This is a genomic window from Streptomyces sp. NPDC086554, from assembly GCF_040686095.1.
Classification (GTDB): domain Bacteria; phylum Actinomycetota; class Actinomycetes; order Streptomycetales; family Streptomycetaceae; genus Streptomyces.
This window is the reverse complement of record NZ_JBFBJK010000011.1, coordinates 155,230-170,209: the sequence shown is the minus strand read 5'-3', so window position 1 is coordinate 170,209 and position 14,980 is coordinate 155,230. Positions and strand designations below refer to the sequence as shown.

General features: G+C 69.4%; 12 protein-coding genes and 1 pseudogene. 10 read left to right on the top strand and 3 right to left on the bottom strand.

The annotated features are described in order from the left end of the window. Positions 1 to 9 precede the first annotated feature (9 nt). The 6 genes from ruvB (at position 10) to AB0O76_RS20050 (ending at position 8,139) form a co-directional block, all read left to right on the top strand. A complete protein-coding gene (gene ruvB / locus AB0O76_RS20075; protein ID WP_365492746.1) occupies positions 10 to 1,092 on the top strand; it encodes a Holliday junction branch migration DNA helicase RuvB in 1,083 nt (360 codons plus the stop codon). 165 nt (positions 1,093 to 1,257) lie between these two features. Next, positions 1,258 to 1,728, top strand: a complete 471-nt coding sequence (gene yajC, locus AB0O76_RS20070) for a preprotein translocase subunit YajC (protein WP_365492743.1) — start codon at positions 1,258 to 1,260, stop codon at positions 1,726 to 1,728. A gap of 169 nt (positions 1,729 to 1,897) precedes the next feature. Further along, complete coding sequence (gene secD / locus AB0O76_RS20065; protein ID WP_365492740.1) at positions 1,898 to 3,655, top strand: protein translocase subunit SecD; 1,758 nt, start codon at positions 1,898 to 1,900, stop codon at positions 3,653 to 3,655. A gap of 1 nt (position 3,656) precedes the next feature. Then, a complete protein-coding gene (gene secF, locus AB0O76_RS20060) occupies positions 3,657 to 4,781 on the top strand; it encodes a protein translocase subunit SecF (protein ID WP_365492737.1) in 1,125 nt (374 codons plus the stop codon). Further along, complete coding sequence (locus AB0O76_RS20055) at positions 4,778 to 5,326, top strand: adenine phosphoribosyltransferase (protein ID WP_365492734.1); 549 nt, start codon at positions 4,778 to 4,780, stop codon at positions 5,324 to 5,326. The genes secF and AB0O76_RS20055 overlap by 4 nt, the downstream gene beginning before the upstream one ends. A gap of 218 nt (positions 5,327 to 5,544) precedes the next feature. After that, positions 5,545 to 8,139 (top strand): RelA/SpoT family protein, encoded by a 2,595-nt coding sequence (locus AB0O76_RS20050; RefSeq protein WP_365492731.1) that lies wholly within the window; start codon positions 5,545 to 5,547, stop codon positions 8,137 to 8,139. A gap of 69 nt (positions 8,140 to 8,208) precedes the next feature. On the opposite strand, the gene AB0O76_RS20045 is transcribed toward AB0O76_RS20050, so the two are convergent. Both AB0O76_RS20045 and AB0O76_RS20040 read right to left on the bottom strand, forming a co-directional pair. Then, complete coding sequence (locus AB0O76_RS20045; RefSeq protein WP_365492729.1) at positions 8,209 to 9,441, bottom strand: DUF349 domain-containing protein; 1,233 nt, start codon at positions 9,439 to 9,441, stop codon at positions 8,209 to 8,211. A gap of 134 nt (positions 9,442 to 9,575) precedes the next feature. After that, the gene (locus tag AB0O76_RS20040) at positions 9,576 to 10,397 is read right to left on the bottom strand and encodes a peptidylprolyl isomerase (protein WP_365492726.1); all 822 of its coding nucleotides are present in this window, start codon (positions 10,395 to 10,397) and stop codon (positions 9,576 to 9,578) included. A 153-nt stretch (positions 10,398 to 10,550) separates the two neighbouring features. Here AB0O76_RS20040 and AB0O76_RS20035 point away from each other — a divergent pair, with 153 nt between their 5' ends. Together AB0O76_RS20035 and hisS are read left to right on the top strand one after the other, a co-directional pair. Further along, a complete protein-coding gene (locus AB0O76_RS20035; protein WP_365492723.1) occupies positions 10,551 to 11,258 on the top strand; it encodes an MBL fold metallo-hydrolase in 708 nt (235 codons plus the stop codon). An 11-nt stretch (positions 11,259 to 11,269) separates the two neighbouring features. Next, a complete protein-coding gene (gene hisS, locus AB0O76_RS20030) occupies positions 11,270 to 12,532 on the top strand; it encodes a histidine--tRNA ligase (RefSeq protein ID WP_365492720.1) in 1,263 nt (420 codons plus the stop codon). Between the two features lie 74 nt (positions 12,533 to 12,606). Here hisS and AB0O76_RS20025 read toward each other — a convergent pair. Next, a pseudogene (locus tag AB0O76_RS20025) lies at positions 12,607 to 12,693 on the bottom strand (DNA-binding response regulator); the annotation flags it as partial. Between the two features lie 223 nt (positions 12,694 to 12,916). On the opposite strand from AB0O76_RS20025, the gene AB0O76_RS20020 reads away from it, so the two are divergent. After that, positions 12,917 to 13,546, top strand: coding sequence for a vitamin K epoxide reductase family protein (locus AB0O76_RS20020; protein WP_365493111.1), 630 nt, complete (start codon positions 12,917 to 12,919; stop codon positions 13,544 to 13,546). A 46-nt stretch (positions 13,547 to 13,592) separates the two neighbouring features. Next, the gene (locus AB0O76_RS20015; protein WP_365492717.1) at positions 13,593 to 14,954 is read left to right on the top strand and encodes a replication-associated recombination protein A; all 1,362 of its coding nucleotides are present in this window, start codon (positions 13,593 to 13,595) and stop codon (positions 14,952 to 14,954) included. Positions 14,955 to 14,980: the final 26 nt, after the last annotated feature.

The window sequence follows — 14,980 nt, the reverse complement described above, 5'->3', positions numbered from 1 at the left end:
GGCGACCTCATGAACTGGGACGAGACCACCGACGACACGACCGCACCGGCGAGTGCGGCCGACCGTCTTGTCGGTGCGTCCGCCGACGGCGAGGACCAGGCGGTCGAGGCGGCCCTGCGCCCCAAGGGCCTGGGCGAGTTCATCGGCCAGGAGAAGGTCCGCGAGCAGCTCGACCTCGTCCTGCGGGCGGCACGCGCGCGGGGCGCCACCGCCGACCACGTGCTGCTCTCCGGCGCCCCGGGCCTCGGCAAGACCACCCTCTCGATGATCATCGCGGCCGAGATGGGCGCCCCGATCCGCATCACCAGCGGCCCGGCCATCCAGCACGCGGGCGACCTCGCGGCGATCCTCTCCTCCCTCCAGGAGGGCGAGGTCCTCTTCCTCGACGAGATCCACCGGATGTCGCGGCCCGCCGAGGAGATGCTCTACATGGCGATGGAGGACTTCCGCGTCGACGTCATCGTCGGCAAGGGCCCCGGCGCCACCGCCATCCCGCTGGAACTGCCCCCCTTCACCCTGGTCGGCGCCACCACCCGCGCGGGACTGCTTCCCCCGCCGCTGCGCGACCGCTTCGGCTTCACCGCCCACATGGAGTTCTACGAGCCGGCCGAGCTGGAGCGGGTAGTCCACCGCTCCGCACAGCTGCTCGACGTGGCCATCGACCCGGCCGGCGCCGCCGAGATCGCGGGCCGCTCCCGTGGCACGCCCCGTATCGCCAACCGTCTGCTGCGCCGCGTACGCGACTATGCGCAGGTCAAGGCCGACGGCGAGATCAACAAGGACATCGCGGGCGCGGCCCTGAAGGTGTACGAGGTCGACGACCGCGGCCTCGACCGGCTCGACCGGGCCGTCCTTGAAGCCCTGCTCAAACTGTTCGGCGGCGGACCCGTGGGTCTGTCGACGCTCGCCGTCGCCGTGGGGGAGGAGCGCGAGACGGTCGAAGAGGTGGCCGAGCCCTTCCTGGTACGGGAGGGACTCCTCGCCCGCACGCCCCGCGGCCGCGTCGCGACGCCCGCGGCATGGGCGCATCTCGGCCTTGTTCCCCCCCGCCAGGCGGGCGGAATCGGACAAGGGGACCTGTTCGGGGCGTGACGGCGCGCGTACTCGCACGGTCAGGAACTGCGGTGCCATGCTGAGCGTTGTTCGTTAGGTGCGGACTCGCTTAGACTCCGCCGATGCCGTCCCTTGCGGGCGGCGTGCCCACCCCCGTCCATCAGGCCGCTTACCTGCGCGGTCATGCGAAGGAAACTCCGTCCCGTGAATATCGTGACCCTCCTCCCCTTCATCGTGCTCATCGGGGCCATGTTCCTGATGACCCGCTCCGCCAAGAAGAAGCAGCAGGCGGCCGCGGCGATGCGCAATGAGATGCAGCCCGGCACCGGCATCCGCACGATCGGGGGCATGTACGCCACCGTCAAGGAGGTTCACGACGACGCGGTCCTCCTTGAGGTGGCTCCGGGCGTGCACGCGTTTTACGCGAAGAACGCCGTCGGCGCCGTCCTCGAGGACGACGAGTACAACCGCATCGTCCACGGCGTGGGTGCCGACCTGAAGTCGAACACCCCCATCGTCCCGGACGACGCCTCCTCCCTGACCGAGACCGACGAGCCCGCCGCCGACGCTTCCGACGACTCGCCCATCGACCTCGGCAAGAAGGACGCGGAGACCGCTCCCGAGGGCGACGACGCCGAGCCGAAGAAGACCGACGGCGAGTCCGACGCGAAGTAGCCACCACCGGGGTCCGTGGGGCGCGCCGCTCGCGCTGCCACGGTCCCCGCAGTGCGTAGGTTTCGTGACGGGTCTCGACACCATTTCATGGCCGCCCACCTGGGAACTCCCCGCTCAGTGACGGGGCAGGGCACCGGACGCCGGGCGGTTGGACAGGGAGAACGAGAAGGTGGCAGCACCTAAGAAGGGCCGAAGGCAGAGCGCCCCGGGCAAGCCGGGCCGCTCTTTGGTCTTCATCCTGATCGCCCTCGTGGCGCTCACCGGGGGGATGTTCCTCTCCGGGAACACCACGCCCCGCCTTGGCATCGACCTCGCCGGCGGTACGAGCATCACGCTCCAGGCGAAGAACGAGCCCGGCCAGAAGAACGCGATCAACCCGACCAACATGAACACCGCGGTCAGCATCATCAACAACCGCGTCAATGGTCTGGGTGTGTCCGAGGCCGAGGTGCAGACCCAGGGCGCAGACAACATCATCGTCAACATCCCCAAGGGCACGAACGAGAAGCAGGCGCGCGAGCAGGTCGGCACGACCGCTCAGCTCTACTTCCGTCCGGTCCTGGCGGTGGCCCCCGGCGAGCCCACCCCCGAGCCGTCCGCCTCCTCGTCCGGCAAGGGCACGGACAAGGACAAGGACAAGGCGACCGAGAAGGGCGAGGACAAGGCGACGTCCTCCTCGACTCCCACGGCGACGCCCACTTCCCAGGGCCGTGCCGTCACCGACGGCCTGAAGGCCGACGCCACCCCGTCCCCCAAGTCCTCGGACAAGGGCGGCGACAAGGACAAGGCGGCGCCGACCCCCACCCCGTCGACCGACCCGGCCACCGCGGCCCTGCAGAAGAAGTTCACCGCGCTCGACTGCACCGACAAGGCGCAGCGCGGCAAGGTCGGTGACGGCATCAAGCCGTCCGAGCAGACCATCGCCTGCGGCAAGAACAACGCCGGGCAGTGGGAGAAGTACGTGCTCGGCCCGGCCGAGCTGAACGGCAAGGACGTCGACGACGCCAAGGCCACCATCAACCAGCAGAGCGGCGCCTGGGTCGTCAACATGGACTTCACGGGCGGCGGCTCGAAGAAGTTTGCGAAGACCACTAGCAAGCTCTCGCAGCAGCAGTCGCCAATGAACCAGTTCGCTATCGTCCTGGACGGCGAGGTGGCCTCCGCGCCCAGCGTCGGCACCACCCTGAGCGCCAACGCCGAGATCTCCGGCAGCTTCACCCAGGAGTCGGCCCAGGACCTCGCCAACATCCTGTCGTACGGCGCGCTGCCGCTCACCTTCCACGAGCAGAGCGTCACCACGGTCAGCCCGGCCCTCGGTGGCGAGCAGCTGCACGCCGGTCTGATCGCCGGCGCCATCGGCCTCGCGCTGGTCATCATCTACCTGGTGGTCTACTACCGGGGCCTCTCGCTGATCGCCATCGCGAGCCTCCTGGTCTCGGCGGCTCTGACGTACGCCCTGATGACGCTGCTCGGCCCGGCCATCCAGTTCACGCTGAACCTGCCCGCGGTGTGTGGTGCGATCGTTGCGATCGGCATCACGGCGGACTCGTTCATCGTGTTCTTCGAACGCGTCAGGGACGAGGTCCGAGAGGGACGCACGCTGCGGCCCGCCGTCGAGCGTGCCTGGCCGCGTGCCCGGCGCACCATCCTGGTCTCCGACTTCGTGTCGTTCCTCGCGGCCGCGGTGCTGTTCGTGGTCACGGTCGGCAAGGTCCAGGGCTTCGCGTTCACGCTCGGCCTGACCACCCTGCTCGACGTCGTCGTGGTCTTCTTCTTCACCAAGCCGCTGATGACGCTCATGGCACGCAAGCCGTTCTTCGCGAACGGCCACAAGTGGTCCGGCCTCGACCCGAAGCGGCTCGGTGCCAAGCCCCCGCTGCGCCGCACGCGCCGTACCACCGCCCCCGTCGACCCGAAGGAGGCGTGAGATGTCGAAGCTCGGCAATCTCGGCGCCAGGCTCTACCGCGGCGAGGTCGGCTATGACTTCGTCGGCAAGCGCAAGATCTGGTACGGCATCTCGATACTGATCACCATCACGGCGATCGTCGGCCTCGCGGTGCGCGGCCTGAACATGGGCATCGAGTTCGAGGGCGGCGCGGTCTTCAGCACCCCGAAGACCAGCGCCTCGGTCGCTCAGGCGGAGAAGTACGCGGAAGAGGCCTCCGGCCACGACGCGGTCGTGCAGGAGCTCGGCTCGGGCGGTCTGCGCATCCAGGTCGCCGGTGTGGACACCGCCAAGTCCGACCAGATCAAGGCCGACCTGGCGAAGGACATGGACCTCGAGTCCGACACCATCAACGCCGACCTCGTGGGCCCCAGTTGGGGTGAGCAGATCAGCCAGAAGGCCTGGACGGGCCTGATCATCTTCATGGTCCTCGTGGTGATCTATCTGGCGATCGCCTTCGAGTGGCGGATGGCGCTGGCCGCGCTGATCGCCCTGGTGCACGACATCACGATCACCGTCGGTGTGTACGCCCTGGTCGGCTTCGAGGTCACCCAGGGCACGATCATCGGTCTGCTGACCATCCTCGGTTACTCGCTCTACGACACGGTCGTGGTCTTCGACAGCTTGAAGGAGCAGTCGAAGGACATCACCAAGCAGACCCGCTGGACGTACAGCGAGATCGCCAACCGCAGCATCAACGGCACCCTGGTCCGCTCGATCAACACCACGGTCGTCGCGCTCCTGCCGGTCGCAGGACTGCTCTTCATCGGCGGCGGTTTCCTCGGCGCGGGCATGCTCAACGACATCTCGCTGTCGCTGTTCGTCGGCCTCGCGGCCGGTGCGTACTCCTCGATCTTCATCGCTACGCCGCTCGTCGCCGATCTCAAGGAGACCGAGCCGCAGATGAAGGCGCTCAAGAAGCGCGTCCTCGCCAAGCGTGCCGCCGCGTCGGCCAAGGGCGAGTCGGTGGAGAGCCCGGACCAGGACGACTCCGGACCGCAGGACGAACTGCCTGAGGACGCCGCTCCCGCGGGCGTCGTCGGCCCGCGCACTCAGCCCGCATCGCGGGGCCGGGGCCGCGGCCGTCCCTCGGGGAAGCGCCGATGACCGAGACCACCGCAACCACGGAGCTGCTGCTCAGCCGCATCCGGGACGTCGCGGACTACCCGGAGCCGGGCGTGATGTTCAAGGACATCACCCCGCTCCTGGCGGACCCGGCGGCGTTCACGGCGCTCACCGAGGCCTTCGCCGGCCTCGCCGTGCGGTACGGCGCCACCAAGGTCGTCGGCCTGGAGGCCCGCGGCTTCATCCTCGGCGCCCCCGTCGCGCTCAGCGCCGGGCTCGGCTTCATCCCCGTACGCAAGGCGGGCAAGCTCCCCGGAGCGACGCTCAGCCAGGCCTACGACCTGGAGTACGGTAGCGCCGAGATCGAGGTGCACGCCGAGGACCTCGCCGCCGACGACCGCGTCATGGTCATCGACGACGTCCTGGCGACCGGCGGCACCGCCGAGGCGTCGCTGCGGCTGATCCGCCGGGCCGGTGCGCAGGTCGCCGGTGTGGCGGTGCTGATGGAGCTCGGCTTCCTCGGCGGCCGCGCCAAGCTGGAGACGGCCCTGGAGGGCGCCCCGCTGGAGGCCCTGATCACGGTCTGAGCCGCACCACGCACACCCCGAGGCGGGCCCGGAGGAATCCGGTGCCCGCCTCGGGTGTTTCCCCCGTAGAGGCCTCGGGTTCGCCGTGTGGAGAACCTCAGGTGTTTCTCCCGTTGAGACCTGTCTCACGGGCTGAGGGCGAGCCGAAGGTCCAGGATCGATACCATGGGCTCTTCGGGGCCTGACCGGGGGACCCGGATCGCGCACAGGGAGCGCTCTTGCCAGACGAGTCCAAGGCACTCACCGCCGCGAAGGCCGCAGAGCAGGCCGAGCGCGCGGCGGCGAGCTCTGCCGCGCCCGCGCAGAACGCGACGCCCGCGAAGACCGCGCAGAGCGCGACGCCCGCGAAGCAGTCGGAGAGCGCGGCCCCCAGCACCAAGCCCGCACCGAGCACGCCCGGCGGCAGCGCCAAGGGCGACAGGCCCGCCGACCAGCCGCGCCCCAAGCCCCCCACCGAGGTCCGCCCCGGCAGCACGCCCCCGGCGATCCGCCCCACGGCGGCCAAGAACGAGCGCTCCGGCTCCTCCAACCGCGTCCGCGCCCGCCTGGCCCGCCTCGGCGTCCAGCGCTCGAACCCGTACAACCCGGTCCTGGAGCCACTGCTGCGGATAGTGCGCAGCAACGACCCCAAGATCGAGACGGCCACGCTGCGCCAGATCGAGAAGGCCTACCAGGTCGCCGAGCGCTGGCACCGCGGCCAGAAGCGCAAGAGCGGCGACCCGTACATCACGCACCCGCTCGCCGTGACGACCATCCTCGCCGAGCTCGGCATGGACCCGGCCACGCTCATGGCGGGTCTGCTGCACGACACCGTCGAGGACACCGAGTACGGCCTCGACACCCTCAAGCGGGACTTCGGCGACCAGGTCGCGCTGCTCGTCGACGGCGTCACCAAGCTCGACAAGGTCAAGTTCGGCGAGGCCGCGCAGGCCGAGACCGTGCGCAAGATGGTCGTCGCCATGGCCAAGGACCCCCGCGTCCTGGTCATCAAGCTCGCCGACCGCCTGCACAACATGCGCACGATGCGGTATCTGAAGCGCGAGAAGCAGGAGAAGAAGGCCCGCGAGACGCTGGAGATCTACGCTCCGCTGGCGCACCGCCTGGGCATGAACACCATCAAGTGGGAGCTGGAGGACCTCGCCTTCGCGATCCTCTACCCCAAGATGTACGACGAGATCGTGCGCCTGGTGGCCGAGCGCGCCCCGAAGCGTGACGAGTACCTGGCCATAGTGACCGACGAGGTCCAGGCCGACCTGCGCGCCGCCCGCATCAAAGCCACGGTCACCGGTCGGCCGAAGCACTACTACAGCGTCTACCAGAAGATGATTGTGCGAGGCCGCGACTTCGCCGAGATCTATGACCTGGTGGGCATCCGTGTCCTGGTCGACACGGTCAGGGACTGCTACGCCGCCCTCGGCACCGTGCACGCGCGATGGAATCCGGTCCCCGGCCGGTTCAAGGACTACATCGCGATGCCCAAGTTCAACATGTACCAGTCGCTGCACACGACGGTGATCGGCCCGAACGGCAAGCCCGTCGAGCTCCAGATCCGTACGTTCGACATGCACCGCCGCGCCGAGTACGGCATCGCCGCGCACTGGAAGTACAAGCAGGAGGCCGTCGCCGGCGCCTCCAAGGTGCGTACCGACGTACCGAAGAAGGCCGGTGGCAAGGACGACCACCTCAACGACATGGCGTGGCTGCGCCAGCTCCTCGACTGGCAGAAGGAGACCGAGGACCCCAGCGAGTTCCTTGAGTCGCTGCGCTTCGACCTGTCGCGCAACGAGGTCTTCGTGTTCACGCCGAAGGGCGACGTCATAGCGCTCCCGGCGGGCGCGACCCCCGTCGACTTCTCGTACGCGGTCCACACCGAGGTCGGCCACCGCACCATAGGAGCGCGGGTCAACGGACGGCTCGTGCCGCTCGAATCGACCCTGGACAACGGCGACTTGGTGGAGGTCTTCACCTCCAAGGCGGCCGGCGCGGGCCCGTCCCGCGACTGGCTCGGCTTCGTCAAGTCGCCGCGGGCGCGCAACAAGATCCGTGCGTGGTTCTCCAAGGAGCGCCGCGAGGAGGCCATCGAGCAGGGCAAGGACGCCATCGCGCGGGCCATGCGCAAGCAGAACCTGCCGATCCAGCGGATCCTCACCGGGGACTCACTGGTCACCCTCGCCCACGAGATGCGCTACCCCGACATCTCCTCGCTGTACGCGGCGATCGGCGAGGGCCATGTCACCGCGCAGTCCGTCGTGCAGAAACTCGTCCAGGCGCTCGGCGGCGAGGAGGCCGCCAACGAGGACATCGCCGAGAGCGCGCCGCCCGCCCGCGGCCGCAGCAAGCGCCGGGCCAACGCCGACCCGGGTGTGGTGGTCAAGGGCGTCGAGGACGTCTGGGTCAAGCTGGCCCGCTGCTGTACGCCCGTCCCTGGCGACCCCATCATCGGCTTCGTCACGCGCGGCAGCGGCGTATCGGTTCACCGCAGCGACTGCGTCAACGTCGATTCGCTCTCGCGCGAGCCCGAGCGGATCCTCGAGGTCGAGTGGGCGCCCACCCAGTCGTCGGTCTTCCTGGTCGCCATCCAGGTGGAGGCCCTCGACCGCTCGCGGCTGCTCTCGGACGTCACGCGCATCCTCTCGGACCAGCACGTGAACATCCTGTCCGCGGCCGTCCAGACCTCCCGCGACCGCGTCGCCACGTCCCGCTTCACCTTCGAGATGGGCGACCCCAAGCACCTGGGCCATGTGCTCAAGGCGGTCAGGGGAGTCGAGGGTGTCTACGACGTCTACCGCGTGACCTCGGCGCGCAGACCATAAACGGTCCACTACGTAGAGGGGCTCCCGTACATCGCGTACGGGAGCCCCTCTACGTAGACAGTGAAAAACTCAGCCGCCGAACTCGTGCAGGCCCTTCAGCGCCTGGTCGAGCAGCGCCTGGCGGCCGTCGAGCTCCCGCTGGAGCTTGTCGGCCTTGGCGTTGTTGCCCGCGGCGCGAGCCTTCTCGATCTGGTCGGTCAGCTTGTCGACTGCCGCCTGCAGCTGGCCGGTGAGACCCTCGGCACGCGCGCGTGCCTCAGGGTTCGTACGGCGCCACTCGGCCTCCTCGGAGTCCTGCAGGGCCCGCTCCACCGCGTGCATCCGGCCCTCGACCTTCGGCCGCGCGTCGCGCGGGACGTGGCCGATGGCCTCCCACCGCTCGTTGATCGAACGGAAGGCCGCACGCGCCGACTTGAGGTCCGTCACCGGGACGAGCTTCTCGGCCTCCTCGGCCAGCTCCTCCTTCAGCTTCAGGTTCTCCGTCTGCTCGGCGTCCCGCTCGGCGAAGACCGCGCTGCGCGCCGCGAAGAACACGTCCTGGGCGCCGCGGAAGCGGTTCCACAGATCGTCCTCGTGCTCGCGCTGGGCGCGGCCCGCGGCCTTCCACTCGGTCATCAGATCGCGGTACCGCGCGGCCGTCGGACCCCAGTCGGTCGACCCGGAGAGCGCCTCGGCCTCGCCGACCAGACGCTCCTTGGTCTTGCGGGCCTCCTCGCGCTGGGCGTCCAGCGAGGCGAAGTGGGCCTTGCGGCGCTTGGAGAACGCCGAGCGGGCGTGCGAGAAGCGGTGCCACAGCTCGTCGTCCGACTTGCGGTCGAGGCGCGGCAGACCCTTCCAGGTGTCCACCAGGGCGCGCAGGCGTTCGCCCGCCGCCCGCCACTGCTCGCTCTGCGCGAGCTCCTCGGCCTCGACGACCAGTGCTTCCTTGGCGTGCCGCGCCTCGTCCGACTGCTTGGCCTTCTGGACCTTGCGCTCCTCGCGGCGCGCCTCGACGGTCTCGACGAGCTTGTCCAGGCGCGTGCTCAAGGCGTCCAGATCGCCGACCGCGTGCGCCTCGTCCACCTGCTGGCGCAGATGGTCGATGGCGGTCATGGCGTCCTTGGCCGACAGGTCGGTCGTCTTCACCCGGCGCTCGAGAAGTCCGATCTCGACGACCAGACCGTCGTACTTGCGCTCGAAGTAGGCGAGCGCCTCGTCAGGCGACCCCGCTTTCCACGAACCGACCTCGCGCTCGCTGCCGTCGGCCTTGCGCACATACACGGTCCCCGTCTCGTCGACGCGGCCCCACGGGTCGCTGCTCACAGCGCCTCCTCCACATGATGCCTGCGCAGGGCCTCGGGGCCCCCGGCATCGTCCACAGTTTCGTCACCGCCAACATAGGCGACCGGCGGGGCGGCTGTCCGCATCCCGCGCGTCCGAAGTTTGCCCGCAGGCGGTCAGGATTTCGACACGGTCGCCTTATCGATGACGACCGTTGCGTTCGGTGCGCCGTCACCCTGCCCGGTGCTCTCCCCGGCGTCGGCGATCTTCTTGAGCACCTTCATCCCGGAATCGGAAATGGTCCCGAACGGTGTGTAGTCGGGCGGCAGCTGACTGTCCTGGTAGACCAGGAAGAACTGGCTGCCTCCGGTGTCCCGGCCCTTCTTCTCCTGGGCGTTGTACTGGTTCGCCATCGCGACCGTGCCCGCCGGATACACGTTCCCCTTCAGGCTCTTGTCCTTGAGGTTCTCGTCGGGGATCGAGTAGCCGGGGCCGCCCTCGCCGGTGCCCTTCGGGTCGCCGCACTGCAGGACGAAGATGCCGCCCGCGGTGAGCCGGTGGCACTTGGTGTGGTCCAGGTAGCCCTTGTTCACCAGGAAGTTGAAGGAGTTGACCGTGTGCGGGGCCTTCGCCGCCGACAGGTTCAGGTCGATGGCGCCGCAGGTGGTGTCCAGCTTCATCGTGTACTCGGCCGACTTGTCGATCGTGAGCTTCGGCTCCTTCTCGAAGCTCAGCGGCTTCACCTTGCCGCCCGCGGGCTTCTCGCAGGGGTCCGGCTGCTTGGTGGGGCTCGCGCTCGCCTCGTCCTTCGGCTTGCCGTCGTCGTCGAAGGCTCCCGCCGCGTACGACACCGCGCCGCCGGCCACGACCACCGCGAGCGCCGATGCGATCACCGCGTTGCGCATCCGCGCCCTGCGCCGCGCGGCCTCCCGGCGCTGCTGCTGCCGCAAGAACTTCTCCCGGGCGAGCTGACGCCGCCGCTGATCGTTGCTGACCACCGGGTTCTCTCTCCTCTGCGTGGACCTGTGTGGGGACCGCTCTGTGTGCCCCGTACCGTATATGGGTTACCTGTGGAATCGGCAGCGCCGGTAGGCTCTGATCTGCCGCGATCCGCGCGGTCACCTCCGCCGGACGACGAACGAAGGACGATCGTGCTCATTGCCGGGTTTCCCGCCGGGGCCTGGGGGACCAACTGCTACTTGGTCGCCCCCGCCGCAGGCGAGGAGTGCGTGATCATCGACCCGGGCCACCAGGCCGCCCAGGGAGTCGAGGACGCACTCAAGAAGCATCGGCTCAAGCCCGTCGCGGTCATCCTCACCCATGGCCACATCGACCATGTCGCCTCGGTCGTCCCGGTCTGCGGAGCCAATGACGTACCCGCGTGGATCCACCCGGACGACCGGTACATGCTCAGCGACCCGGAGAAGGCCATAGGCCGTGCCTTCGGGGCGCAGCTGATGGGCGAGCTGACCGTGGGGGAGCCCGCCGACCTCAGGGAGCTGAGCGACGGCGCGCAGCTGAAGCTGGCAGGACTCGACTTCTCCGTCGCGCACGCGCCGGGCCATACGAAGGGGTCGGTGACCTTCCAGCTCCCCGAGTCCGCCGAGGGCCCCTCGGTGTTCTTCTCGGGCGACCTGCTCTTCGCCGGCTCCATCGGACGCACCGACCTGCCCGGCGGATCGCACACCGAGATCCTCGAGTCGCTGGCGCGTGTGTGCCTGCCGCTCGACGACTCGACCGTGGTCCTGCCCGGTCACAACGAGCACACGACCATTGGCCGTGAGCGCGCCACCAACCCGTATCTGCGCCAGGTGGCCGCCGGCCTGGGAGCCGACGCGGCTCCCCGACGAGGAATGTGACGAGAACTCCCGTGAGCACCTTCAAGGCCCCCAAGGGCACCTACGACCTGCTTCCGCCGGACTCCGCGAAGTACCTCGCGGTCCGCGAGGCGATCGCCGCGCCGCTGCGGAACTCCGGGTACGGCTATGTGGAGACGCCCGGTTTCGAGAACGTAGAGCTGTTCTCGCGGGGCGTCGGCGAGTCCACCGACATCGTCTCCAAGGAGATGTACGCCTTCGAGACCAAGGGCGGCGACCAGCTCGCGCTGCGCCCCGAGGGCACCGCGTCCGTGCTGCGCGCGGCCCTGGAGGCCAACCTGCACAAGGCGGGCAACCTCCCCGTCAAGCTCTGGTACTCCGGCTCGTACTACCGCTACGAGCGCCCGCAGAAGGGCCGCTACAGGCACTTCTCGCAGGTCGGCGCCGAGGCGATCGGCGCCGAGGACCCGGCCCTGGACGCCGAGTTGATCATCCTCGCCGACCAGGCGTACCGCGCGCTCGGCCTGCGCCAGTTCCGCATTCTCCTCAACTCGCTCGGCGACAAGGAGTGCCGCCCCGTCTACCGCGCCGCGCTGCAGGACTTCCTGCGCGCGCTCGACCTGGACGAGGAGACACGTCGACGTATCGACATCAACCCGCTGCGCGTCCTGGACGACAAGCGTGACGACGTCCAGAAGCAGCTGGTCGGCGCCCCGATGCTGCGCGACTACCTGTGCGACGGGTGCAAGGCGTACCACGAGCAGGTGCGCGAGCTCCTGGCGGCGGAGGGCGTCGCGTACGAGGACGACCCGAAGCTGGTCCGCGGCCTGGACTACTACACGCGCACGACCTTCGAGTTCGTCCACGACGGCCTGGGCTCGCAGTCCGCGGTGGGCGGCGGCGGCCGCTACGACGGACTGTCCGAGATGATCGGCGGCCCCTCGCTGCCGTCCGTCGGCTGGGCGCTCGGCGTGGACCGCACGGTTCTCGCCCTGGAGGCGGAGGGTGTGGAGCTCGAACTGCCATCGGCGACCAGTGTGTTCGCGGTGCCGCTGGGCGAGGAAGCGCGTCGGGTCCTGTTCTCCAAGGTGACGGAGCTGCGCAGGGCGGGCGTCGCGGCGGACTTCTCGTACGGCGGGAAGGGGCTCAAGGGCGCGATGAAGAACGCCAACCGCTCGGGCGCGCGCTTCACGGTCGTCGCCGGTGAGCGGGATCTCGCCGAGGGCGTGGTGCAGCTCAAGGACATGGAGTCCGGGGAGCAGAGTGCTGTCGCGGTGGACGAGATCGTGGCGGAGCTGAAGTCCAGGCTGAGCTGAACGCGGGGTCGCAAGACCCCGCTCCTCAAACGCCGGACGGGCTGAAAATTCAGCCCGTCCGGCGTTCGAGCACCTCACTCCAGCAACCCCTGCCGCAGCGCATGCGTCACCGCCGCCGTCCGGTCATCAACCCCCAACTTCCCGAAGACCCGCAGCAGATGCGCCGGGCCCCGCGTGCTTGCGTACGTTGGCGACGGCTTCCTGGCAGGAGCGCAGGGCGACCACCTCCACGCCCGGGTCGAGCGTCCCGGCCGACCGAACGCTCAGGGACCTCCGTGCGTACCTCCTTATGTCCATCGAACGGTGGACACCCGGTCGAGTGCGGCACAATGTGCGTGCCCGCAGGCCACCCACAAGCGACGGAACGGCGTGATGAGCGAAACGATGTCAGCGAAGGACGATGCCCTGGACGGCGGGGAGCGGACGGACGTTCCGGGTGCCGCCGGCGGGAGCCGTGCGCTCGCCCTGCTCCTGGTGATCACGGGCGCGGCCGGTCTGCTCGCCTCCTGGGTGATCACCATCGACAAGTTCGAGCTCCTGAAGGACCCGAACTTCACGCCGGGCTGCAGCATCAACCCCATCGTCGCCTGCGGCAGCATCATGAAGAGCGAGCAGGCCGAGGCCTTCGGGTTCCCCAACCCGATGCTGGGCCTTGTCACCTACGCCATCGTCATCGGCGTCGGCATGAGCCTGCTCGCCGGGGCCCGCTTCCCGCGCTGGTACTGGCTGACCATGAACGCCGGCATGCTCTTCGGCGTCGGATTCTGCACCTGGCTGATGATCCAGTCGCTGTACGAGATCAACGCGCTCTGCCTGTGGTGCTGCCTGGCCTGGGTCGCCACGCTGCTGATGTTCTGGTACGTCACGTCCTTCAATGTCCGCAATGGCTTCCTGCCCGCACCGGGCTGGGTCAAGAGCTTCTTCGAGGACTTCAGCTGGGCCCTGCCGGTGATGCACACCGGCGTCATCGCGATGCTGATCCTCACGCGCTGGGGCGCCGACCTCTGGGCCTGACCGGCGCCCGGAGGGATTGTCAGTGGGGTGACATAGGGTTCTGGACGTGGAGCCCGACCTGTTCACCGCCGCAGCCGAAGACCGCCAGGAGAAGGACCCGTCCAGCAGTCCCCTGGCCGTCCGGATGCGCCCGCGCACCCTCGACGAAGTCGTCGGCCAGCAGCACCTGCTGAAGCCGGGCTCCCCTCTGCGCCGCCTGGTCGGCGAGGGCGGGGGAGGCCCGGCAGGACCCTCATCGGTGTTCCTGTGGGGCCCGCCCGGCATCGGCAAGACGACCCTTGCGTACGTCGTATCGAAGGCCACGAACAAGCGCTTCGTCGAGCTCTCCGCGATCACCGCGGGCGTCAAGGAAGTGCGCGCCGTCATCGACGGCGCCCGCAGGGCGATGGGCGGCCACGGCAAGGAGACCGTCCTCTTCCTCGACGAGATCCACCGCTTCAGCAAGGCCCAGCAGGACTCCCTGCTCCCGGCGGTCGAGAACCGCTGGGTCACGCTGATCGCGGCGACCACCGAGAACCCGTACTTCTCGATCATCTCCCCGCTGCTCTCGCGCTCCCTGCTCCTCACCCTCGAACCGCTCACCGACGACGACCTGCGCGGCCTGCTGCGCCGGGCGCTCAGCGCCGAGCGGGGCCTCGGCGACGCCGTCACGCTGCCCGACGAGGCCGAGGCGCATCTGCTGCGCATCGCCGGCGGCGACGCCCGGCGCGCGCTCACCGCGCTGGAGGCGGGCGCCGGATCGGCCCTCGCCAAGGGCGAGAAGGAGATCACCCTTCAGACCCTGGAGGAGTCGGTCGACCGGGCCGCAGTGAAGTACGACCGCGACGGCGACCAGCACTACGACGTCGCGAGCGCCCTGATCAAGTCCATCCGCGGCTCGGACGTGGACGCGGCGCTGCACTATCTGGCCCGCATGATCGAGGCGGGCGAGGACCCCCGCTTCATCGCACGGCGCCTGATGATCTCCGCAAGCGAGGACATCGGCCTCGCCGACCCCACGGCCCTGCCCACGGCGGTTGCCGCCGCCCAGGCCGTGGCCATGATCGGCTTCCCGGAAGCCGCGCTCACCCTCAGCCACGCGACGATCGCCCTCGCCCTCGCCCCGAAGTCGAACGCCGCGACGATCGCGATACAGCAGGCCCAGGCGGACGTCCGCGCGGGCCTCGCCGGACCCGTCCCGCCCCATCTGCGCGACGGCCACTACAAGGGCGCGGCCAAGCTCGGCCACGCCCAGGGCTATGTGTATCCGCACGACGTACCGGGCGGCATCGCGGCCCAGCAGTACGCGCCGGACGCCATCGAGGGCAAGCGCTACTACCAGCCCACGAGGTACGGCGGAGAGGCGCGGTACGCCGACGTGGTCGACCGGGTCCGCGCCCGCCTCAAGGGCGAGCAGCCCGAGGCTTAGCCAGGTGCAGCCCGAGGCCTGGCCAG